22 protein-coding genes, 1 tRNA gene and 1 pseudogene are annotated in these 20,511 nt (G+C 68.0%); 10 read left to right on the forward strand and 14 right to left on the reverse strand.

Annotated features, from left to right (window positions below):
* Positions 1 to 34 precede the first annotated feature (34 nt).
* From ABZW30_RS21700 to ABZW30_RS21715, 4 genes are all read left to right on the forward strand, one after another.
* Entirely contained in the window at positions 35 to 1,000 is a 966-nt protein-coding gene (locus ABZW30_RS21700; protein ID WP_355672779.1) for an ABC transporter ATP-binding protein, read from the forward strand.
* The gene (locus ABZW30_RS21705; RefSeq protein WP_355672780.1) at positions 997 to 1,812 is read left to right on the forward strand and encodes an ABC transporter permease; all 816 of its coding nucleotides are present in this window, start codon (positions 997 to 999) and stop codon (positions 1,810 to 1,812) included. The genes ABZW30_RS21700 and ABZW30_RS21705 overlap by 4 nt, the downstream gene beginning before the upstream one ends.
* A gap of 115 nt (positions 1,813 to 1,927) precedes the next feature.
* Positions 1,928 to 2,092, forward strand: coding sequence for a thiazolylpeptide-type bacteriocin (locus ABZW30_RS21710; protein ID WP_355672781.1), 165 nt, complete (start codon positions 1,928 to 1,930; stop codon positions 2,090 to 2,092).
* A 36-nt stretch (positions 2,093 to 2,128) separates the two neighbouring features.
* Complete coding sequence (locus ABZW30_RS21715) at positions 2,129 to 2,287, forward strand: thiazolylpeptide-type bacteriocin (RefSeq protein ID WP_355672782.1); 159 nt, start codon at positions 2,129 to 2,131, stop codon at positions 2,285 to 2,287.
* Between the two features lie 259 nt (positions 2,288 to 2,546).
* Here ABZW30_RS21715 and ABZW30_RS21720 read toward each other — a convergent pair whose 3' ends face one another.
* The 6 genes from ABZW30_RS21720 to ABZW30_RS21745 all read right to left on the reverse strand — a co-directional run bounded on the left by ABZW30_RS21720 (position 2,547) and on the right by ABZW30_RS21745 (position 7,954).
* The gene (locus tag ABZW30_RS21720; protein ID WP_355672783.1) at positions 2,547 to 3,968 is read right to left on the reverse strand and encodes an ABC-three component system protein; all 1,422 of its coding nucleotides are present in this window, start codon (positions 3,966 to 3,968) and stop codon (positions 2,547 to 2,549) included.
* 60 nt (positions 3,969 to 4,028) lie between these two features.
* Positions 4,029 to 4,295, reverse strand: coding sequence for an ABC-three component system middle component 6 (locus tag ABZW30_RS21725; RefSeq protein WP_355672784.1), 267 nt, complete (start codon positions 4,293 to 4,295; stop codon positions 4,029 to 4,031).
* Positions 4,292 to 5,233, reverse strand: coding sequence for an ABC-three component system protein (locus ABZW30_RS21730; RefSeq protein WP_355672785.1), 942 nt, complete (start codon positions 5,231 to 5,233; stop codon positions 4,292 to 4,294). Before ABZW30_RS21730 ends, ABZW30_RS21725 begins: the two co-directional genes overlap by 4 nt.
* Positions 5,234 to 6,312: 1,079 nt before the next feature.
* Positions 6,313 to 6,546: a DUF4253 domain-containing protein gene (locus ABZW30_RS21735; RefSeq protein WP_355672786.1), complete on the reverse strand. Its 234-nt coding sequence runs from the start codon at positions 6,544 to 6,546 to the stop codon at positions 6,313 to 6,315.
* A 38-nt stretch (positions 6,547 to 6,584) separates the two neighbouring features.
* Complete coding sequence (locus ABZW30_RS21740) at positions 6,585 to 7,244, reverse strand: hypothetical protein (protein ID WP_355672787.1); 660 nt, start codon at positions 7,242 to 7,244, stop codon at positions 6,585 to 6,587.
* Between the two features lie 131 nt (positions 7,245 to 7,375).
* Positions 7,376 to 7,954, reverse strand: a complete 579-nt coding sequence (locus tag ABZW30_RS21745; protein WP_355672788.1) for a DUF4240 domain-containing protein — start codon at positions 7,952 to 7,954, stop codon at positions 7,376 to 7,378.
* Between the two features lie 191 nt (positions 7,955 to 8,145).
* Here ABZW30_RS21745 and ABZW30_RS21750 point away from each other — a divergent pair, with 191 nt between their 5' ends.
* The 5 genes and pseudogenes from ABZW30_RS21750 to ABZW30_RS21770 all read left to right on the forward strand — a co-directional run bounded on the left by ABZW30_RS21750 (position 8,146) and on the right by ABZW30_RS21770 (position 12,653).
* Entirely contained in the window at positions 8,146 to 8,610 is a 465-nt protein-coding gene (locus ABZW30_RS21750) for an HD domain-containing protein (RefSeq protein WP_355672789.1), read from the forward strand.
* 86 nt (positions 8,611 to 8,696) lie between these two features.
* Positions 8,697 to 9,186: pseudogene (locus ABZW30_RS21755) on the forward strand (integrase core domain-containing protein); the annotation flags it as partial.
* A gap of 186 nt (positions 9,187 to 9,372) precedes the next feature.
* Positions 9,373 to 10,713 (forward strand): hypothetical protein, encoded by a 1,341-nt coding sequence (locus ABZW30_RS21760; protein WP_355672790.1) that lies wholly within the window; start codon positions 9,373 to 9,375, stop codon positions 10,711 to 10,713.
* Positions 10,714 to 10,799: 86 nt separating this feature from the next.
* A complete protein-coding gene (locus ABZW30_RS21765) occupies positions 10,800 to 12,086 on the forward strand; it encodes a NucA/NucB deoxyribonuclease domain-containing protein (protein ID WP_355672791.1) in 1,287 nt (428 codons plus the stop codon).
* 33 nt (positions 12,087 to 12,119) lie between these two features.
* The gene (locus ABZW30_RS21770) at positions 12,120 to 12,653 is read left to right on the forward strand and encodes a hypothetical protein (protein WP_355672792.1); all 534 of its coding nucleotides are present in this window, start codon (positions 12,120 to 12,122) and stop codon (positions 12,651 to 12,653) included.
* Positions 12,654 to 12,704: 51 nt separating this feature from the next.
* Here the strand turns inward: ABZW30_RS21770 and ABZW30_RS21775 are convergent, their stop codons facing one another.
* Both ABZW30_RS21775 and ABZW30_RS21780 read right to left on the reverse strand, forming a co-directional pair.
* A complete protein-coding gene (locus tag ABZW30_RS21775; protein ID WP_355672793.1) occupies positions 12,705 to 12,833 on the reverse strand; it encodes a hypothetical protein in 129 nt (42 codons plus the stop codon).
* A 13-nt stretch (positions 12,834 to 12,846) separates the two neighbouring features.
* Positions 12,847 to 13,089: a hypothetical protein gene (locus ABZW30_RS21780; protein WP_355672794.1), complete on the reverse strand. Its 243-nt coding sequence runs from the start codon at positions 13,087 to 13,089 to the stop codon at positions 12,847 to 12,849.
* A gap of 261 nt (positions 13,090 to 13,350) precedes the next feature.
* Between ABZW30_RS21780 and ABZW30_RS21785 the strand changes: the two genes are divergently transcribed.
* Positions 13,351 to 14,796 (forward strand): site-specific integrase, encoded by a 1,446-nt coding sequence (locus tag ABZW30_RS21785; protein ID WP_355672795.1) that lies wholly within the window; start codon positions 13,351 to 13,353, stop codon positions 14,794 to 14,796.
* Here the strand turns inward: ABZW30_RS21785 and ABZW30_RS21790 are convergent.
* The 6 genes from ABZW30_RS21790 to ABZW30_RS21815 form a co-directional block, all read right to left on the reverse strand.
* A tRNA-Pro gene (locus ABZW30_RS21790) sits at positions 14,775 to 14,851 on the reverse strand. The genes ABZW30_RS21785 and ABZW30_RS21790 overlap by 22 nt on opposite strands.
* Positions 14,852 to 14,986: 135 nt before the next feature.
* Positions 14,987 to 16,237, reverse strand: a complete 1,251-nt coding sequence (locus ABZW30_RS21795; RefSeq protein ID WP_355672828.1) for an MFS transporter — start codon at positions 16,235 to 16,237, stop codon at positions 14,987 to 14,989.
* 165 nt (positions 16,238 to 16,402) lie between these two features.
* On the reverse strand, positions 16,403 to 17,191 hold the full coding sequence (locus ABZW30_RS21800) for a DUF1684 domain-containing protein (RefSeq protein ID WP_355672796.1): 789 nt from the start codon (positions 17,189 to 17,191) through the stop codon (positions 16,403 to 16,405).
* Positions 17,192 to 17,383: 192 nt separating this feature from the next.
* The gene (locus ABZW30_RS21805) at positions 17,384 to 18,244 is read right to left on the reverse strand and encodes an acyl-CoA thioesterase II (RefSeq protein ID WP_355672797.1); all 861 of its coding nucleotides are present in this window, start codon (positions 18,242 to 18,244) and stop codon (positions 17,384 to 17,386) included.
* Between the two features lie 206 nt (positions 18,245 to 18,450).
* Positions 18,451 to 19,143 carry an alpha-ketoglutarate-dependent dioxygenase AlkB gene (locus tag ABZW30_RS21810; protein ID WP_355672798.1) on the reverse strand — a complete coding sequence of 231 codons (693 nt, stop codon included), beginning with the start codon at positions 19,141 to 19,143 and terminating at the stop codon, positions 18,451 to 18,453.
* A gap of 312 nt (positions 19,144 to 19,455) precedes the next feature.
* The gene (locus tag ABZW30_RS21815; protein WP_355672799.1) at positions 19,456 to 20,226 is read right to left on the reverse strand and encodes a transglycosylase family protein; all 771 of its coding nucleotides are present in this window, start codon (positions 20,224 to 20,226) and stop codon (positions 19,456 to 19,458) included.
* Between the last annotated feature and the right edge of the window lie 285 nt (positions 20,227 to 20,511).

Raw genomic sequence — 20,511 nt, forward strand, 5'->3', positions numbered from 1 at the left:
ACCACTGCGCAACAGCACCTCCGAGAGGAAGCCGATGACACACCGATCCGACGCCGTGACCGTGGCGGGCCTGCGCAAGAGCTACCGCGGCCACGAAGCGGTGCGCGGGGTGAGCTTCACCATCGCGGCCGGCGAGATCTACGCCCTGCTCGGCCCCAACGGCGCGGGCAAGACCACCACCCTGGAAATCCTGGAGGGCTTCCGCGCCCGCGACGAGGGCCATGTCGACGTCCTCGGCTGCGACCCCGGGAACCGCGCGGACGGCCGCCGGCTGCGCGAGAGCATCGGCCTGGTACTCCAGGACATCGCCGTCGAGCCCTATCTGACGATCCGTGAGACGATCGCCCGCAACGCCGGCTACTACCCGAACCCTCGCGACGTCGACGAGGTGATCGAGCTCACCGGCCTGACCGGCAAGGATCGCGCCAAGGTCAAGGAGCTCTCCGGCGGCCAGAAGCGGCGTCTGGACCTCGCCCTCGGCGTGATCGGCAACCCCCGGCTGCTCTTCCTCGACGAACCCACCACCGGCTTCGACCCGAGCGCGCGCCACGAGGCCTGGCAGGTCGTCCGCAACCTCCAGGCGGCCGGCACCACCATCATGCTGACCACCCACTACATGGACGAGGCGCAGGCGCTCGCCGACCGGATCGCGGTCATCGCGGGCGGCGAGATCGTCGCCACCGGCACCCCCGCCACCATCGGCGGCCGCGACAGCGCCCGCAAGCGCATCCGGTTCACCCTCCCGCCCGGCGTCACCCCCTCCGACCTCCCGGTGCCCGCCACGGCCACCACGAGCGCCGCCGGCGAGCGCACCGCGACCGTCGAAGTCGGCGACCCCACCCGCGCGTTGCACGACATCACCGGCTGGGCCCTGCACCACGGGCACCCACTGGACAATCTGACGGTCAGTCAACCCAGCTTGGAAGACGTCTACCTGAGCCTGACCGACCAACCGACCCCGCCCCCCGCCCCCCAGCCGACCACCCGGAGCCAGCCATGACCACCGCTACCACTGCGGCGCCCGCCACCACCGCCACCGGAACCCGCGCCGCCCACCGCAGCCGGACTACCCTGCTGCTGCACCAGATCCGCTACGAGCAGCTCTCCTTCTGGCGCAACCCACAGTCGGTGTTTTTCACCTTCGCCCTGCCCGTCACCACCATCCTCATCTTCGGACTGATCTTCGGCGGCAGCGCCGGGGACGACTTCTTCTACGGGCTCTCCGGCCTGCAGTACTTCACCCCGAGCGTCGCCGCGCTCTCGGTGCTCGGCTCCTGCTACGCCCAGCTCGCGATCACCCTGTCCATCCGGCGCCAGAGCGGCGTGCTCAAGCGCGTCCACGCCACCCCCGTGTCGGCGGCGACGTACTTCGCCGGCCTGCTGGTGCACTGCGTGACGGTCAGCGCCATCGACGTCGCCCTGATCGTCGGCACCGGCTCCCTGTTCGGGGTGCCCCTGCCCACCCACTGGGCGGCCGTCGTCGTCACGCTCGTCCTGGGCGCCGTGTGCTTCTGCGCCCTCGGCGTCGGCCTCGCCTCGCTGATCAGCAACTCCGACGCGGCCTCGGCCGTCGTCCAGTTCGTCCAGTTCCCCCTGCTGTTCGTCTCCGGCAACTACTTCCCGATCCACTCCGACGTCATCAACACCGTCGCCGGCGTGCTCCCCATGCAGCCCTTCAACCAGGCCCTGCTCGGCCCGTTCGCCCAGCACACCGGCTTCCAGTGGCAACACCTCGGCGTCCTCGCCGCCTGGGGCGTTGCCGGCGCCGTCGTCGCCGTCCGCCGCTTCCGCTGGGACACCGGCCGTCAGTGAAGTGCCAGCGGAGTGACAGCGGTTCGGTCAGTGCGCCGCACTAGAAATGAGTTCAGCGGGAGGAACCGAACGCCCGCCGAGACCACGAAACCCTTACCTCACACAGGAGAAGACCATGGACAAGGCCACCGACACCAACACCCTCGCCACCCTGACCCAGGAGATCCTGGAGCTGGAGTCGGACACCTTCGAGATCACCGACTACGCCGACGCCGCCGAGGCGATGAACGGCTCCACCTGCTCCAGCACCACCAGCTCCTGCTGCGCCGGCAAGAAGTAAGACCCCCAGCCGCCCGCCACCGACCAAGGAGCTCCCATGAACACCGCCAAGGACGACGCCCTCGCCACCCTGGCCCAGGAGATCCTGGAGCTGGAGTCGGACACCTTCGAGATCACCGACTACGCGGACGCCACCGAGGTTCTCAACGGCACCTGCTCCAGCACCACCAGCTCCTGCTGTTCCCGGGTGAAGTGACCACCCCACCCGCCCCAGACGCCGAGGCCCTCCCCACCCCCGTGGGAGGGCCTCGGCGTTTTCCGTCCCCGCGCTTCCGCTTCCGCGCCTTCCGTCCCCGCGTGACGGCGGAACCCGGAAAGGTGGTGCAGGCAACACCCCCTTGAGCCGTCCAGCGGCGCGGTCACGGCCGCTGCGAAGTCCAGATGTCGCTCCTGGTCAGCCCTTCGGATGGCCCAGTGTGTGTCCTAAGGCAGTGCTGCCGCTCGCGGCGGGGCCTTCAGAAACGGAATCCGAACAACCCTCCGGTCTCGTGCTCGTCAGTAAGGAGGGTGCCGTTGGTGTATGGGACGGCGTCGAAACCGAGATTGGTGGCCTTTGCCAGATCGTCCGTGTTGAGAGTGACGATGTGCTGCATGTTCTCCTCTCGGGTCACTTGCGCAGCGAGTTCGAGTGCAGCCTTTACCTGCCGGGCGTCGACGCCGTCGTAAAGGTGGCTGTCGTGGATCAGGAAGTCGGGTCCGCGTCCATGGCGATGAGCGAGAACAGCCAGGGTGAGGTCGAAACAGAAGATGACCATGTTTCCGATGCCGCGGCTGCCGTCGCTGTCGATGCGTGGGGTGACATTCAGGCTGTGGCGGCCGGCCTCGATCGCGAGGAATGCCTCGCGTGTGCCGTAGAGCGCCTGCGCGAAACGGGAGAACAGCAGCGTAGCCTCGCGGGTTTGCTCGCTTCGCTCGTCGATGTCCGCGTCCAGTTCCTGTTGCAGCTCGATTCGTTTGGCGGTGATCTGCCGGGAGCTAGCCTCCAGGGTTTGCGCGGCGTCGTAGCGGTGTCGCAGCGCGCCCAGGGCAGCCTCCTCGCGTGCCATGGCCTGCTGTAGGGCGGTCAGCGCCTCCAAGGCGCCGCCCTCGGCGAGTTGGCGCAGTAGTCTGGCCTGTTCATCGCCGAGGCGCGCGCGTTCTGCGCGCCGCTCCGCGAGGCGCTGGGACAATTGGTCAATCTCGGCGTCGAGGAAGCGACGGCGGTTGCGGACGATGGACTGGTGGAACGTCTCAACCTCGTCGAACCTGCGGCGTACTTGATCCGGAAGGACGATCCCGAGCTCACGGTAAACCGGCTGGAGATATTCGATGTCAACGTCCGCGGTCTCTGTGACAGCCTGCTGCAGCTCTTCCAGATTGAGCTGGTCGATGACGTCGTCCTGCGCGAGCTGCTTGATGCGCCGGGTCAGTGCGTCCGCTTGCTCCTTCAGGTGCTCGTACTCCGGAACGACCTGGAATGCCTGGATCTGTTCGCGCAACCGCGCTACCTGGGCCTCCGCCAGCGCGATCTGCCCACGCAGCTCGGCGGTGGACCCGACGATCCGCCCCCACACAGGATCGTTGACGGCTTTACGGAGCTGTTTGCGGGTTGCCTCGCGGGCTGCCAGTTGCCGATACCCGTCAGCGAGCCGCCAGTCGAGACCCAGGAGATACGCGAGGTTGGTCGTGGCATCGGCTGCGGATTGCTGGGCGAACGTCTTTCCCGCCTCGTTGAACCCGTGTGCGGAGACGCGGCGCACCAGGTACGACAGCAGTGTCCGCCCGCTCACACCGGGATGATCCGATCGCATCCCGAACAGGTGACGGTCGATGAGCTGATTCCACTCCGTGAGCGGGACATTCGTCGCGCCGTCGACCGAGAACAACCCGTCAGACACACCCGCCACATCCGGGTCCAACAGCCAGCGCCGAAGGCGACCGTCTTGAACCTGGCATCGTCAGCGCTCAGCCGACGCAGCATCTGCACTCCTAGCGACGAGAAGGTCGTGGCGCAGCTCCAACGCACCCATTCCGTACAGCACGTCCAAGGTCAGCACGAACCAGCCGAACGATAGCGGGGAGTGGTGACTCTTCTCACTGCGCCATGCCTTGAGCCGAGCCCAGGTCTGGCTGACAGTTCGGGGCTCGTCCAGTTGGAGGAGGATCTGGGCACCAACCGCGAGGAGGCATCGTTCGGGGGCGATGCCCTTGGTAGGGGTGATCACGTCCAGGCTCCTGCCAGCTCGGCCGAGTTCCAGTCGGCGGGCGGTGCTTCGAAGATGTCGCAGCGGAAGAAGAAGTGCGCAAGGACGACCCATGCTGCCCGGTGGACTCGAGGGCGCTGGCTCTCGCTGCCCAGGACGTACCTCTGCAACTGCCACAGGATGTCTTCGGGGTCGGGGTAGTCCTGGCGCACCTGCTCGTAGTAGATGCGGAAGCCGCGGGCTACCTCATCCTGTTCCAGTGCGCGGAGGCCACCGTCGTAGAAGGCTTCGACCAAGTGGACGTGCCGCATGCCGCGAAGGAGGTCTTCGCGGGACTCCCCTTCGAGGCAGTTGAAGTCGAGCTTGTCCGCGCGGACCTGCGGCAGGTCCATGAGCGGGTCGGCAGCGGTACGTAGTTCTTTGAGCTGCCCCAGAAGTGGTGCGAGGTCCTCCATTCCGACGCCGTACGTCGTCGGCTTCACCGGTATCTCGCATCCGAGCACGTCCTCGGCCAGAGCCACGTCAAGCTGCATCAGTTCCTGCCACAGGCTCCGGCTGCCCATCTGCGCGAATCTCAAGTCAGGGTTGGCCTGCTTGGCCTGAACAATGAGAGTCGCGACCTCGGGATGTATGCCGCGCCGGTCGTTGTGAACGAAGACAAAAGTGCGGAACTGGCCAGGCCGCTGCCGGCAAGCGCTGGCCAGATCGCTCGTGAACTTGTCCTTCACATCCTTCGCACTGACTGAGTGCGGCCCGTAACAGGCGAAGAGACTGTCTGAGTGCAGCATCAGCCCGTCAGCTCCCTGGTCCCCGAGCTTCCCGTGGGTTCGGACGTCCAGGAAGTCCGGGTGACGCGCCAGCATGACCTTGTGGAAGAACTCCTCAAAGGCGGCTCCGGTCAGGTCCGCCATCAGGTCAAGGAACTTCAGGCGGGCGTACATCCGCTGCTCGAAATTCACCCGCCCCCCTCACTCACAAGAGCGCCATCGTAGCTGTACGCAACTGGGCCGTGTAAGAGCCTTCAGCCCTCCGCTTCGCCGTCCAGTGAGGGCGCGACTCAGCGGTGGTTCTCGCTCGGCGCGCGGAGACCTAGCCGCGAGGTGGCACGGCCGGTACGAGGGCCGACAGGCGGCCTCGTAGCCGCGAGAGACCGTCACGTTCAGGTCATCCAGCGAGCACGAGGAAGAGAAATGCTACAAAGCGACCTGGTCTGTTCTCCAGGGCCGCGTGCCGGCTGGAACGTCTCGTGGCGAACCACCGCGCCCGGACATCTCCCCGCCGATTCCCGTTCGATGGAGATGGCGATCGATTCCTGACGCCACGCCAGGAGCCCTTGCCCGCCCCCTACGTCGCCTACATCTTCAACGAAGGCGGCTGCGGCTGCGGCTGCCTCATCGTCGCTCGACCCACCCGACCCTCGGGCAGCAACTGGACCTGTCGGCGCGCACTTGACCGACGGCAGATACGTCAAGTGCGAACCCTCCGGCCAGAAGATGCGATCACGGCGAGCAACCATCGCACCCATAGCAGTGATCGATAAATCCGACATAAGGCCTGAAGCGGCGCATATGGTCGCCACCTAACGACCCGCGCAGCCCTCAGTGCCACCAATGAACCGTGGAAACCGTGAGACGAATGCGAGAGGCAGGCTCCAGAGCACGCCGAAGGCCGCTTCCTCGCGAACGAGAAAACGGCCTCTGACCTGCGACTATGGAGTTGAACTCCAGTCGGGACGACAGGATTTGAACCTGCGACCCCTTGACCCCCAGCGGTCGAAAGGGCGTGACGGTCCGTCCGCTCAGTCCAGAACCCGCAGGTCAGGGCCTACCTCGTCCACCACGCATGACGCCCAATGACACCTCATGACGCCCAGTCCGTGAGAGGCGTGTGAGAGGCACCTGACGACCTGGGCTTCGAGAGTGACTTGCCTCACGGTCACATTCTAGAACTCGCTCACCCCTGTGAGCACCACGCTTTCACGGCAGCCGGGCAACGCATCACCCACTAATAGTTCGGCGCGGGAGAACGGCCCTCAGTCTCACGAGAAGGTCCAGGAGCGCGCACTGGTCAGCCGTTTCGCGTATTCGGCGAGCTCATGAACTGAGCCGTCGACGTTGTCCGGGCGGAACGCGAGGTGTTCTGCAGCCATGCGCATTGCTGCCGGCAAAGTGGCCGGAGGAGCAGGGCGCTGAGATATCGGAAGCCGACGGCCATGACGCGCATCCCGTAACTGTGCTCCCAGTCGCGCGGGACGGCAGAGAGCTCGGCGCACACCGCCTTCGCAGCGGATTACTCATCCGGTCAATTTCCCTACGTCGTGGGGTAGCCGATCTCGGCAATGTCCTCGGCGAGGTCCGCGAGGGTCATCTCGGCGTTGAGGGCACGGACCACGTCATCGGTGAGCGGCCTCAGAGCACAGATGCGCCGGACGGTATCCAGGTCGACTGGTACCTCGTAGTAGTCGACGGCGAAGCTCGCGTACGCCTCCGGAGATCGGTCGGCGAGGAGCCGGAACAACCAGTCAGCCCCGTCGGGGTCGACATAACCCTCCGGGAAGTCGATCTCCCCTGTCTGCCAACTCGCATCAGTCGCCCTACGCCACAGACAGGCCGTCACCGTCGGTACGCCGTCGTCGTTGAACGCGGGTTCCTCCACGCAGGACCGGAACTGTTCGGGAACAGAGTCCACCACGCCGGGCCACACTCCGTCCTCAATGTAGGGGCTCATCGGCGACTCGTGGTCAAAGCCCCTGACGTACACGCCGGCCGAAGCGAAGACGATCGAGTACTCATCCCCCGAACCGTTGCGCATCGACGCCATCTCCTCCATCTGCGACCACCGCGCGTCGAATGAGAAGTAGCGCGAGGACCAATCGGGGCTGAGGATCGCATCCAGCATCGCCAAGGCACGGCAGTGGTCCCGCAGGATGTCGGGATCAGGCAGCAAACGGGCGACATCGTTGACGGTCATGCCGATCATCCAAGCGGACCCCAGTGACAACCCGCACGGTCTCCGGCAGGCCGCCGCGCAAGGGACATCGGCGACCAACCGGGACAGCGGCCCCATCCGGGTAGCGACGCCCTTCGAGGCGCTGACACGTCTCAGCCGGCGGCCGCGCCGAGGTAAAGGGCAGCAAGACGGGGAAGGCGACGATGCATCTCGCCATCGTCGTCGAAGTCGAAGTCCTCACCCGTGTCGGACTCCAGCGCCGGATCCAGGTCCCGCCCGGCCCGACGGCACTTCCATTCCTCGTGAAAGGCATCGGTGTCACCCGTGAGGCGCTCGAACGCGTAGCCGGCCGCGTAGTTCACGTCCTCATCGAAGATCACGTAGTCGTCGCCCCGGGCGGCAGCGTCGATCACGGCGGGGTGGCCCGCCAGAGCATCCGGATGGGCAGCTGCCAGCTCGTACCACTCCCGCCCGAGAGCGATCAGACCGGCCCGGAAATCCATGAAACCGTCGTCCGAGCAGCCTCCCCCGATGAGATAGGCAGCGGCCCACACGTCCCAGCGGTACACGGCGCCGTGCACCTCGTCGAATCGCTCCTGATAGGCGAGGATCTCCTCCTGCGGGAGCCTCGCCAGCTGGTCCACCAATGCCTCGGCGAACGCTATACCATGCGAGCCGCTGCTTTCGGCCCGCGCTGCCCCGACCACATTCCAGAACCCGTCGACGTCCATGACCATCCACCCTTGCAGCAAGGTCGGACATGTGAGGCCCACCGTGTCCCGAATGACCCCCAATGCACTGCACCGAGCCCTCACCCTGCCCGGCGACCCCGTACTGCGACCGCTCCCGCGCCAGGTCGCCGTCCTCCTCGAAGAGTTGCACGCCCCACCCAGGCTCGCGGCCCATCTGCGCGCCGTCCACAATGTCGCCCACCAACTGGTCGACTGGGCCGAACAGCACTACCCCCAGCTGGACTTTCGACCGGCACGCCGTCCTCTTCGGCGCCGCCACCCACGACATCGGAAAAGTCCTGCACCCCGAGGAGCTTTCCCGGCCCGGCTCCGAACACGAGCAGGCTGGCCACGACCTGCTGATCGCCCGGGGAGTCACCGAGGAACTCACCCGATTCGCCCGCAACCACGCATCATGGAACGACCCCAGCATCAGCACCGACGACCTGCTGGTGAGCGTCGCCGACAAAGTCTGGAAGGGCAAGCGCGTCACCGATCTCGAACAACTACTCATCGAGCGCCTCTCCGAAGCCGACCACCAGCGGCCCTGGGAGGCGTTCGTGGCACTCGATGATGTTCTCGACCACATCGCGCAGGATGCCGAACGCAGGCTGGCGTTCCAAGCTGAGCACCCAGTCGTTCCGGGCGCCGGATGAGCGCCCGACGCATTGACGCATGCCACACACGCGTAGCCTCTCCGCCAGCCTGATCGGGATCGACTCTCCGAGGCCAGGCGCAATACCAGGGCGCCAACCGCCGGATCCGGATCCTGGGCGCAACCGCTCATCCGACCGCATCCTGAGTGGCACAAGCCGCGAAGAACCCCGCCATGGACCTCGAGGACGCCAGTTGTAGGGCGCGGTTCCTGATCCGCAACCGGGACGGAAAGTCCTCCGAGCTGTTCGACGCGTCCTCGCTGACGCGGGGATCCAGGTCGTGCTCAGCGGTGTCCGGATCCCACGCATGAACTCCCTCATGGAGCGCTGGGTGCAGACCTGCCGCCGAGAGCTGCTGGACCGAACCCTGATCTGGAACGAGCGGCATCTACTCCACGCCCTGCGGGAGTTTGGAAGTTCTACAACACCCACAGGCCACACCAAGGCATCGCGAACGCCCACCCTATCCGTGCGCTACCCCAGCCAATCAACGACCCGGAGCAAATCGCTCGCCTCGACATACGCCGAACCGACCGACTCGGCGGCCTCCTCCACGTGTACCAAGATGCCGCCTGAACAGGGCGTATGAGGTGCTAGGCAAACTCTGCGCCGCCATCACCGTCACGACTGCCGCCGGCTGGCCGAAAGCCATCGCTTTAACTCATACGGTCACACTTGTCACAGACATGACTGTTAGTGTCCGTCCCAATGTCTCAGGACTTTGGAGGGGGACCCGTGACACCACGAACCAGGCGCGCCTTGATGGCTGCCGGAGTATGGGCCGGCACCGTCGCAGCCGTACTGTCCGCAGCGCCCACCGCGTCGGCGCAGGCACCGACGCGGGACTGCACCGGGATGTACAGCGCGAGGATCACCCAGTGGGCGATGCTCTGCGCCAACGCAGGCCAGCCGATCCGAGGCGCGTTCGCCACCTGGCGCAACCTGCCGATCACTTTCGACTCCAGCAACAACCCCAACATCATGGTCGGGGCGGCGAACTATCTGACCGTCACACCGGACATCGCCTCGTCCGCCACGGTGCGAATAGGCCTGTACGCGCAGAAGACCGACGCCCAGAGCGCCAGTTACGCACCGCACTGGGAGGAAGTGCCCGACCAGGGCGGCGGCCGGGAGACGGCCGTCAACGTCGGCGTCGGCCCGAACCAGGCGGATGGCAGGAACCACAGCTACCTCCTCCAACGCCAGGACAACGGTGACCAGTGGGAGGTGTTCTACGACTTCAACTCGGTCGGCACCACCACCGGACAGAAACCCGTCTCCCGGGCCTCCGAGGGGAACCGGATCGACGTCGGCCTGGAGGTCAACCACCCCGAGCACGTGGACGTGCCGGTCTTCGAGGACCGCGCCCTGTGGATGGACGAGAACAAGGTCTGGGCACGCTTCGCTCCCGCCAACACCGCCACCCAGCTCGGACTCGGCAAGTGCGGCGACCCGCGCCCCGGCAGCAACACCCCCTACACCGCGCCGTACTGCTTCACCGCCCAGCAGAAGACCAATACGCAGCCTCTGCCGTCCCCTCCCGGAACGGCCTCCTGGAGCGCCGGCAAACCGCTGGCCACACCCGCTCCCATCGCCCCCGTCTCGGCACGCAGCCTGGCAACTCCCGCACTCGAACGGCCGACTGTGTTCAACGGCGTCGACCAGGAAACGCTCCACACCTGCCTCCAGAACACCCCCGACGCCTGCCTGACCACGGTGCCCGGCCTCGCGGACTGCCTGCGCACCGCCAAACAGTGCAACGCCGACCAGCCCCCCACGGCACTGCGACGCAAGGGCGACCACGTGCCCCCCGCCCTGACCACCGACGTGAACGTCGACGACCTCAAGCTGCGTACCGCCGCCGAGTTCGGCGTCCCGGTGGACTCGCTGCGGGTGAGCGCGGGAACCGTTGCCGACGACTCCAGCGGGCGCCGCAGGGCCGCACGGTGGGACGCCGACACCCCGCTGTGGGTGATCACATCCGATGCGCCGAACCGCGGCCGGCAGCAGGCCGGCCCCCAGAGCGTGGGCCTCGCCGTGACCTACACCCAGAGCACAGGCGACATCGTCGACGCCTGCTGGGGTTCGGCGTGCTCGCGGTGACGGCCAAGCGCCCCACTCCAAGCCACCTTGCGACGCCCACAGTCCGGACCGATCACCAATCACACCCCACACCAAGGAGTTCCATCGTGAACGCGCGAGCCATCCGCCGGCTCCTGCGGGCCGCGAGCGCCACCGCCTGCGCCGCCCTGCTCGCCGCCGGCACCCTCTCCGCCAGTCCGGCCGTCGCCGTTCAAGACCCTGATACCTCGGGCTTCGTGCCTACTTCATCCGTCCCCGTAGACCAGCTGGCACGGTTCAACTCGATTGCCCGCTCACACGGGAACAGCGCTGGGACGCAGACCGGAACAGTCGACGCCGCACCCACACCGGCAGCCGCGGGCGCGTTGGCCGATGACCCGGGACTCGACGAGGAGTGCGCGAAGCACCCTGAGGCGGACTCGCCCACGGGTTGGATCAAGAACCGTTTCGAAACCTGTGTGCACCGCCACTACGACCTGGCACTGCGGACCAAAGACGGGTCCGTGATGATCGGAAGGCTTCGGTTCGACGCCTGGGTCCTCGGTTTCGCCTATGACGGGCAGCGCAAGGTGGACTACGTCGTCAGCGTGAAGGACATCATCGACGAACCCGTTCCTGGTGAGGACTCCTCGAAGTGGACCATCAGCCAGGACGTCAACGTCGGCGGCCAGGGCCCCGGCAGCGTGACCAAGCCCGCCAAGCAGAGCCGAGTCGAACCCATCGGCTCCTGGAAGCAGCAGCCTCTGTGGACCCTCACCTACACGTCCCCGGACAACGGCCCGCTGTACGACCAAGGCGACCAGCAGATCGTCAACGCTGACATGATGCTCTCGATGGGCGTCACATCGCCGAGCGCGCCGAACATCCCCTGGTCGGACTTCGGCGCCGCCAAGTCCAACGTCCGCTTCGACTACGCCGGCCCCATCGCGGGCAAGCACAAGGGCACCGTCTTCACGAACGCCCGGGTCGAACTCGTCATGAAACTCTCCGACCCCGCAGTCCGGGAGAGCGCACGGCATATAGCGGACGCGCAGAACAACCCCGAACGCACCTTCCCCTCGTTCAACGGCAAGACCATCCCCGGGGCGAAGGAGCCCCTGCACCGCCTCGTCGACCGCGAAGCACAGAAGAAGAATCGTGCCGCCGCTATCAAGACCTGCGAAGACATCTGGGGCGACTACACGAAGTCCGGTCTGGAGTGCGACGAGTACCCCTTCGCCTCCACCTACGAAGGCGCAAACAGCAAGGACAGCTCAGGCAATGCCGTGAACCGGTACTCCGCACGCCTCATAGACGGCGATGACAACGGCAAGGGCGGCAACATGATCGGGGAGGTCTACTCCGTCAACCGGCTCTTGGACAACGACCCCTTCTACGTGAAGATCATCCCGTAGGCGAACACTGCTCAGAGCAGCAAGGAGAAAGTGGTGCCCGTCCTCTTCGAGTTCCGCACCGAAGCCTGGCCCGACAACGGCAAGATCGTGGTATACGACTCCGATGCCACCGTCCCGAGCGACGAAGCCCTCGTCAAGAGCCGACGAGACGTGGTCGCCGGGACCGGCACTCAGATCTACGTCCACAGTCTTCAGGGCACTGCCCCTGCCGAGATCGTAGTTCGCGTGTGGGACGGCCCGACTCCGGCCGACAGAGATTGGGGAGCCGAGGGCGAACGCGAGGTGGAACTCGAGACGCCGACGGGATGCGTGGTCATCCGCGCGTTCTCACCCGAGATCGCCGGCGATTTCCAGCTGCCGCGCCCGGGAGTCTACGAAGGACGCATCTCCTGGAGGGGACGCCAGGCTGCCGAGGACCAGCAGAGCAGCCTGCGCGCCCAACTCGCTACGCCCGAAGGCCAACTCCACTCGGAGGCCGCCTTCGCGGCCCACCACGAGACTCTGGAGACCTACCTGATCGACCTGTGGTGGACTGCCGAGTCCGAGGACGACGAGGACGACGAATAGGCACCCCGGGGTGTGGCACCGCCATGGGCGGTGCCACACCCATGGAACAGATCAACTTCCGAACAGCACCGGGTCTCCCAGCCCTGTGGCAGTGATGTCGCCAGCGCTTGGCATGATGCCGGGCATGGTGAGAACACTGCGCATCAAGGGCTTCTCCGTGATCGGCCAGCTGATCTCCACGCCGAGACCTCACTCAAGAGCGGATCAGGCGCCGACCCGTACTCGGAGGCCTCATCAACGAATACGAGATGACGGCATAGAACGGCTGGTCAGCACCGGCGGCCGAGTTCTGGAACCCCACAGGCCACGTCGGCAGCCATGCAGCAATCGATGCGTCGGCGCCAACCAGAATTCCGAGCGAGTCATCGGATTGATCAGCGAATTGCTTCAGCGTATCGAGCTCCACGCTATCGAAATCCAAGGCATTCATTGCCACCCCCAAGAGAAGGGGTCCGTACAGTCGCTCTATCCACCGTACGCACATGCGGTGGTGTCAGTCACCCGATAGCCGCGTCTGGTCTTCATGTGGTCGTTCACGCCCTCGCACTTGTCGCCACGACAAGGGATCGTCCCAGGTCAGAGCAGGTTTTGGTGCCCCGGTGAGAGCGGGGTGAGTGCGGCGTTGCTCGACCTTCGATCCGCAGCGCGGGAGCATGAGCGTGGCAATTTCACACGAACCCCTTTGGGGGCGATCACCATGCGCTCCGCAGCCCACACCGGGCACGTCTTCCGCCGGTGCGGCTGCCGCGACCTGGGTGGCAAGCAGCTCGGGGCCAGCTGCCCCAAGCTCGCCACCGAGCCCGATCACGGCACCTGGACCTTCTCTCTCGACCTCCCCTCCCCCGGCCGGCACCGCAACATCGTCCGCCGCGGCGGCTACCCCACCGCCGAAGCCGCCCGAACCGCCCTGCGCCGGATGATCGAAGGGCAGGCCGGCGGCTTCAACGCCGACCCCAACCAGACCATCACCGACTACCTCACCTCCTGGCTCAAGGACAAGAAGCTCACCCTCAAGCCCACCACCTACGTCCGCTACCGCGATTACGTCACCAACGACCTGATCCCCGCCTTCGGTCAGGTCAGGCTCGACGATCTCGGCTACTCGCACATCGCCGCCTTCGTCCACACCCAACTCGACGCCGGACGCGGCAAAGTGACCGTCCACCGCTGCCTCGCCACGCTCTCCAGCGCCCTCGGCGACGCCGTCCGACACCACCGGCTCCCCTACAACCCGGCACGCCCGACCGTCATCCCGCGGCCCGCCGCAGCCGAACGTCAGATCTGGACCGTCCAGGACGCCATCCACTTCCTGCACTGTTGCCGCGCCGCCGATCCCGCCTTCGCCGACCTCATCGAGGTCCTCATCGGCACCGGCATCCGCAAAGGAGAAGCCCTCGCCCTGCACTGGAACGACGTCCACCTGCCCGAGCGTGTCCTCTACATCCGCTACACGCTCTCCGCCGTCGACAACAACCACCTGATCATCACCGCACCGAAGACCCGGAGCAGCAAGGGCTGGGTCGCCATCTCCCCACGCGTCGCCGTCGCCCTGCGCCACCGGGCCGAGGACAAGAGCCCCTCACCCACCCGGTCGATCCGCGGCGGCTTCGTCTTCCACCGCCCTGACGGACGCCCCCTCCACCCCGAATACGTCCTCAACCACTTCCACCAGCTCTGCCGCGAGTTCGGCGTCCCCCGCACCACCATCCACGACCTACGCCACCTCGCCGCCACCATCTCCATCACCGCCGGCGTGCCCCTCACCGTCGTCTCCAAGACGCTCCGGCACGCCACGCTGTCCACCACCGCCAACATCTACGGCCACCTCACCACCCAGGCCGCGCACGACGCCGTCGACACCATCGACCGCGCCCTCACCACCGCCGACCAGCCGGTGCCCACTCCCGTCCGGCTCCCCCACCCGAGACTCACGCACCCCGAAGCCCCAGGCAACGCGCCACGGACAAGATTCCGACATAGAAGGCACGTTGATGCCTACGCCCGGAGAGCGAGAAGATCCATCTCAGATCCCCGATATCACCATGCACTCACAAGGCCTCGAAAACGCATCAAGGCCGTTTCCGCATTACTGCGAAAACGGCCTCCGACCTGCGAAAACGCTGGTCGGGACGACAGGATTTGAACCTGCGACCCCTTGACCCCCAGTCAAGTGCGCTACCAAGCTGCGCCACGTCCCGTGGTCTCGTGCCGTGCGGCCGGGCCTGGGGGGCTCTGCCGGTTGGCTTTTCGACCTTGTCTCCGGTTGTCCCGGCGACGTGGAAAACAATACAGCACGTCGGGGGGTGCTCGCTGCCAGGTTTGGGGTGAGGTGGTCAGGGGGTCGGGTGGCGGGCGTCGTAGGTGAGGAAGGCGGGACGGCGGGCGGCGAGGAGGAGGACAGCGGCGACGCAGGCTAGACCGCCGGTGATCACGGAGGTGGCGGGGTTGGTGAGGGCTGCGACGGCGCCGGACTCGAAGTCGCCGAGGCGGGGGCCGCCCGCGACGACGACGGTGAAGATGCCCTGGAGGCGGCCGCGCATCTCGTCGGGGGCGGCGACCTGCATCATCGTGTTGCGGAAGATCATGCTGACGGTGTCCGCGCAGCCGGCCACCGCGAGCAGCAGGAGGCCGAGCCAGAGGTTGTGGAGCGCGCCGAAGGCGGCGATGGCGAGGCCCCAGGCAGAGACGGCGGCGAGGACGGCGGCGCCCTGGCGGTGGACCCGGCTGATCCAGCCGGAGAACAGCGCGCCGATGAGGGCGCCGACGGCGGGGGCGGCCACCAGCAGGCCGACGGTGCGGGCGTCGCCGCCGTAGAAGGTGACGGCGATCGCCGGGAAGAGGGCGCGCGGCAGGCCGAAGATCATCGCGGCCAGGTCGGCAAGGAAGCTGGTGCGCAGGTTGGGCTGCTCGCGCAGGAAGCGCAGCCCGTCGAGGACGGAGGCGCGGCCCTTGCGTTCGCCGAGCGGCCGCATGGCGGGCAGGCGCCACATCGCGTAGAGGGTGCCGGTGAAGGCGACGGTGTCGATCAGGTAGGCGGCCTGGGCTCCGTAGGCGCCGATCAGGACGCCGCCGAGCATCGGGCCGACGGTGAGGCCGAGGTTCATGCTGACGGTGGCCAGGGCGTTCGCGGCCGGGAGCTGGTGACTGGGGACCAGCCGGGGGATCATCGCGGACCGCGCGGGTGAGCCGAGCGCGAAGAACCCGGCCTGGACGGCGACGGCCGCGTAGAGGACCGCGACCAGGCCGAGCCCGGCGATGGCCTGTGCCGCGAGGACGGCGGAGACGACGGCGAGGCCGGCCGAACCGATCAGGCCCAGCTTGCGCCGGTCGACGGTGTCGGCGATCGCGCCGCCGTAGAGGCCGAAGGCGACCAGCGGGACGAACGAGAACAGGCCTACCAGGCCGGTCGCGAAGGCGGAGCCGGTCAGGTCGTAGACCTGGACGGAGACGGCCACGGCCGTCATCTGCTGGCCTATGGAGGAGACCACCTGCCCGAACCAGACCCGGCGGTAGTCGGGGTGCTCGCGCAGTGGACTGACATCGGCGAAGGCCCGCCGGTACCAGGGACGGGGCTCCGCCGTCAGTCCTGGGGCGGGCGGCTCATCGGCCTGCACCGGGGCTGACGGCGGGGCGGGATCGGCGGCTGAATTGGCAGGATGATTGGTCGACACGATCCCCATGCTCCGCCCCGCCCCTCACGCGCTCCGCACCGGGGCCGACACCACGGCCGGCCCCGCCGCCCTGCCGGACTACCCCGTCAGCACCTGCTTCTCCCCCGCCTCCACCGCGAAGTCCAGCCGGTTGCCCGGCGGGGGGAACGGGCAGATGAAGTGGTCCGCGAAGGCGCAGGGCGGCAGGTAGGCCCGGTTGAAGTCCAGGACGGTACGGCCCTGGTCGTCCGGCGCCGGCAGGGTGATGAAGCGGAAGCGGTAGGTGTCGACGCCACTGGTGGCGTCCGCGATGACGCCGCTGAGGCGCTCGCCGGCGAGGCTGACGGTCAGCGTGCGGTGCTCCCCGGCCACCGTGAACTCGATCTTCCCGGTGACGGCCAACGGGCGGTCCTTGCCGTCCGCGTTCGGGACCACGACCGACTGCGCCGCGTCGTCGAAGGGGGTGTAGACGGCGGGTACGGCCCATTCGGGCGCGTAGGGGTAGGCGGAGATCCCCATGAAGGCGGCCCGGCCGGGCGCGGCAGGGTCGAAGACCCGCAGGGCGAGCTCCCCCTCGCGCTCGATCGGGACCAGCAGTAGGTCGCCGAGAACGGCGGTGTCGGCGGCCGGGTCGGTGTCCGGGCGCAACAGCACCTCGCCGTCCACCGGCCTGTCGGCGCCCTCGACGGTGATGCCGTCGGCCGCCGCGGCCCGTACCCGGACGCCCTCGGTGTCGGCCCACCATCGTCCGGGCAGGCCCGGGACCTCGGTCGGCTCGGGCTCCAACCAGTGCGTGCCGGTGAGTGCGAGCTGGCCGTGCAGCGCGCTCACCGATGCCGCCCGCCTGTCGCTCCAGTGCTTCCAGTCCTCCGCCGCCGTCGCAGTCATCGGTCAACCCTCCCGGTCCGGTCCGTGGACGGCCCGCCGTTCGAGCCGTCCGTTTCGGTCATCCTCCACAACACTGCTCGCCCGGACGGATCATTCCCCGTTCCGGGGGAGCCGCCGATACCGCAAGGAGACCGCAAGGAAGTCGCAAGGGACGGCAATGCGGCGGCGGTACGGCGGCAACACACGAGCAGCTCAGCCCTTCAGCGGCCGGAACAGGCCCTCTTGCACCACCGATACCACCAGCTGCCCGTTCCGGTCGTATATCTGCCCGCGCGCGAGGCCACGGGCGCCGTGGGCTATCGGGGACTCCTGCTGGTAGAGCAGCCACTCGTCGGCCCGGAACGGCTGGTGGAACCACATCGCGTGGTCGAGCGAGGCCATGTCGAAGTGCCGGGTGCCCCACAGCGGCTCGACGGGGGCGCGGACAGCGTCCAGCAGCGTCATGTCGCTGGCGTAGGTGAGGGCGCAGACGTGGATCAGCGGGTCGTCCGGCAGCGGGCCGTTGGTGCGCAGCCACACGCCGCTGCGCGCCTCGACGCCCTCCAGTTCGTCCTTGCTCCAGCGCAGCCGGTCGACGTAGCGGATGTCGAAGGGCTGGCGGCGGCTGATGAAGGGGGGCAGTTCGCCGAGCCGGGAGCCGACCTCCTCCAGGGCGCTGGGCAGTTCCTCGGGGGCGGGGACCTCCGGCATCGGGTACTGGTGCTCGATGCCACCCTCCTCGGGTCTGTGGAAGTCGGCGGTGAGCGCGAAGATCGACCGGCCACCCTGGATGGCGAGTACCCGGCGGGTGGTGAAGGATCGGCCGTCGCGGATCCGGTCGACCTGGTAGACGATCGGCACGCCGGGCACCCCGGGGCGCAGGAAGTACGCGTGCAGCGAGTGGACGGGGCGCTCACCCTCCACCGTCCGCCCCGCCGCGACCAGCGCCTGGCCGGCGACCTGGCCGCCGAAGGTGCGCTGCAGCGCCTCCTCGGGGCTGCGGCCCCGGAAGATGTTCAGCTCGATCTGCTCCAGGTCGAGCAGATCCACAAGGTCGTCGACGGGGGTACCCACGCGCACGCTCCCTCTCAGGGCTTCGATTGATTCTCCAGCTCACTCGAATTCTCCGGCGACCCAGGTCATTCCCGCTCACCGAGCCCGAGCCACCAATTCACTCGAACGAGCAATCGATCAAGCGCCCGGCTGACGCGTTCCCGGAGCCGCAACGGAGCCGCAACCGCACCAGAGCCGCCGAACCACCGGCCCCGCCCACCCGCCGTCTACCCCACCAATCCCGACTCCCGCACGGTGATGTTGAGCCGCCCCACCAGTCCCAGCGCCGGATCCGCCGACCCCGGCACCGTCCGCACCACCCCGTGGTACGCGAACCGGCTCGGCCCGCCGAACACCAGTAGGTCCCCGCTGCACAGCTCCAGGTCCGTCCACGGCCGGGTCCTGGTCTCGGTGTTCCCGAGCCGGAACACACAGCTGTCGCCGAGCGACAGCGAGACCACCGGCGCGTCCGTCCGCTCGTCGCGGTCCTGGTGGAGGCCCATCTTCGCACCGTGCGGGTAGTGGTTGACAATCGCGATGTCCGGCTCGTACGCCACCGCACCCGCGATCTCCGCGGCCCGCTCCCCGTACGCGTCCGCCACCGCCCGCCGGGCCAGGTCCGCGAGCAACGGCGGGAACGCCTTGACCGGCGCGCCGTCCTCGGCGACCCGCGCGTACCCGTACGGATACCAGTGCCAGCCGAGGCTGACCATCCGCACCGACATCGCCCCGCCCGTCGGCATCCGCACGGCGTGCAGCCCGGCGGGCGGTCGCGCCCACTCCCGGCAGGCGGCGATCAGGCGCAGCTGCTCGTCGAGGCCCAGCCAGCCGGGCAGCAGGACGGCCCCGGGCGCGGGCTCCGAACGCTCCCGGGCGGTGGAGCCCGCAGGCAGGTCACCGAACAGCTCGCCCTGGATCACCCCACCATCCTCCCGCACCACCCGCACGCCACCACCCGGCCCCCGCCCCCCGGACAGCGACCCACCCGGACAGCGACCGACCCGCCCCCGGCACGGCCAATGCGATCGTCACACGGATCCGGCACGGCGGCCGACCCTAGACAGCCCCCCCACCCCCACCCCCACCGGCTCCGACGCGCCGAGAACGCCGAGAACGCCGACGGCCGCTCCCCCGAACAGCGAAGGAGCGGCCGTCACAGCCCGAGCGGCAGAGCCCAAGCGACCCAAGTCGCCGAGAAGCCCGAGAGGCCAAGAGGCTGAGAGGCTGATACCTCAGATGCTCAGGGTCTGGCCCGGGAGGATCAGGTCGGGGTTGCCACCGATGACCTTGGCGTTGTTCTTGTACAGGTCGTGCCAGTCCAGGCCCTGCGCGGCGGCGATGGCGCTCAGGGTGTCACCGGACTTGACGGTGTAGCTGCCCTTGGCCGGCTTGGCGTCGTTGGAGCCGGTCCAGGACTTGGCGGCGTCCTTCTTCGGCGCGGTGTCAGCCTTGGGAGCGACGTCGGTCTTGGCGGCGGCGGCCTTCGGCGCGGCCTCGGCCTTGGGAGCGGCGGCCTTGGGAGCGGCCGCCTTCGGCGCCGGGGTCTGCGCCGGCTTGGCGGCAGCGGCACCGGAACCCGCCGAGGTGTCGACGGCGGCCGGGGCGCCACCCTTGGTCAGACCCGCCTTGACGGAGCACACCGGCCAGGCGCCCGGGCCCTGCGAGGCGAGGACCTTCTCGGCGACGGCGATCTGCTGCGCCTTGGTGGCCTGGTTGGCCTGCGCGGCGTAGGCGGTGCCGCCGTAGGCGGCCCAGGTGCTGGAGGTGAACTGCAGACCGCCGTAGTAACCGTTGCCGGTGTTGATGGCCCAGTTGCCGCCGCTCTCGCACTGGGCGACAGCGTCCCAGGTGGAGACCGGGGCGGCGGAGGCCGAGGTGGCCGTGACGAGGCCGGCCACCGGCAGGGCCGCGACAGCGGCGCCCGCCACGACAGCCATCCGCACGCGGTTGCGCTTGGTGGCGGTGAAGGTGGTGGAAGCGGCGTTCTCGTTACGGAAAGTCATGGGGTTCCTCTCGACAGCCCCGGGCGGGCATGCGGAACCAGGCCCTGGAGAGGGCCGCGATTGCTTGCCGCGTCCGTCGGGCGGCCGTGCACGTGTCGGACGTGCCGCTGCCGCCCTGGCCACCCAGCCGCTCACCGGCGACCTGTTCGAGCGATCGCGTCGGCGGGCACCTGCCCTGCCCGGCGGGAACCAGGGGGCTATGCGTCGGGGGTGAACCCGGGTGGCGCTCGTTGCGCCGCCCAAGAAGCTACGAGCCAGTCGGCGGGGAAACCAAAACTCGACCGG

Source organism: Kitasatospora sp. NPDC004669 (assembly GCF_040609455.1).
GTDB lineage: Bacteria > Actinomycetota > Actinomycetes > Streptomycetales > Streptomycetaceae > Kitasatospora.

Coding starts and splice junctions, on each gene's coding strand:
- ABZW30_RS21700 (WP_355672779.1), top strand. CDS start 35: ATGACACACCGATCCGACGCCGTGACCGTGGCGGGCCTGCGCAAGAGC.
- ABZW30_RS21705 (WP_355672780.1), top strand. CDS start 997: ATGACCACCGCTACCACTGCGGCGCCCGCCACCACCGCCACCGGAACC.
- ABZW30_RS21710 (WP_355672781.1), top strand. CDS start 1,928: ATGGACAAGGCCACCGACACCAACACCCTCGCCACCCTGACCCAGGAG.
- ABZW30_RS21715 (WP_355672782.1), top strand. CDS start 2,129: ATGAACACCGCCAAGGACGACGCCCTCGCCACCCTGGCCCAGGAGATC.
- ABZW30_RS21740 (WP_355672787.1), bottom strand. CDS start 7,244: ATGACCGTCAACGATGTCGCCCGTTTGCTGCCTGATCCCGACATCCTG.
- ABZW30_RS21745 (WP_355672788.1), bottom strand. CDS start 7,954: ATGGACGTCGACGGGTTCTGGAATGTGGTCGGGGCAGCGCGGGCCGAA.
- ABZW30_RS21750 (WP_355672789.1), top strand. CDS start 8,146: ATGTCGCCCACCAACTGGTCGACTGGGCCGAACAGCACTACCCCCAGC.
- ABZW30_RS21760 (WP_355672790.1), top strand. CDS start 9,373: ATGGCTGCCGGAGTATGGGCCGGCACCGTCGCAGCCGTACTGTCCGCA.
- ABZW30_RS21785 (WP_355672795.1), top strand. CDS start 13,351: ATGCGCTCCGCAGCCCACACCGGGCACGTCTTCCGCCGGTGCGGCTGC.
- ABZW30_RS21800 (WP_355672796.1), bottom strand. CDS start 17,191: ATGACTGCGACGGCGGCGGAGGACTGGAAGCACTGGAGCGACAGGCGG.
- ABZW30_RS21815 (WP_355672799.1), bottom strand. CDS start 20,226: ATGACTTTCCGTAACGAGAACGCCGCTTCCACCACCTTCACCGCCACC.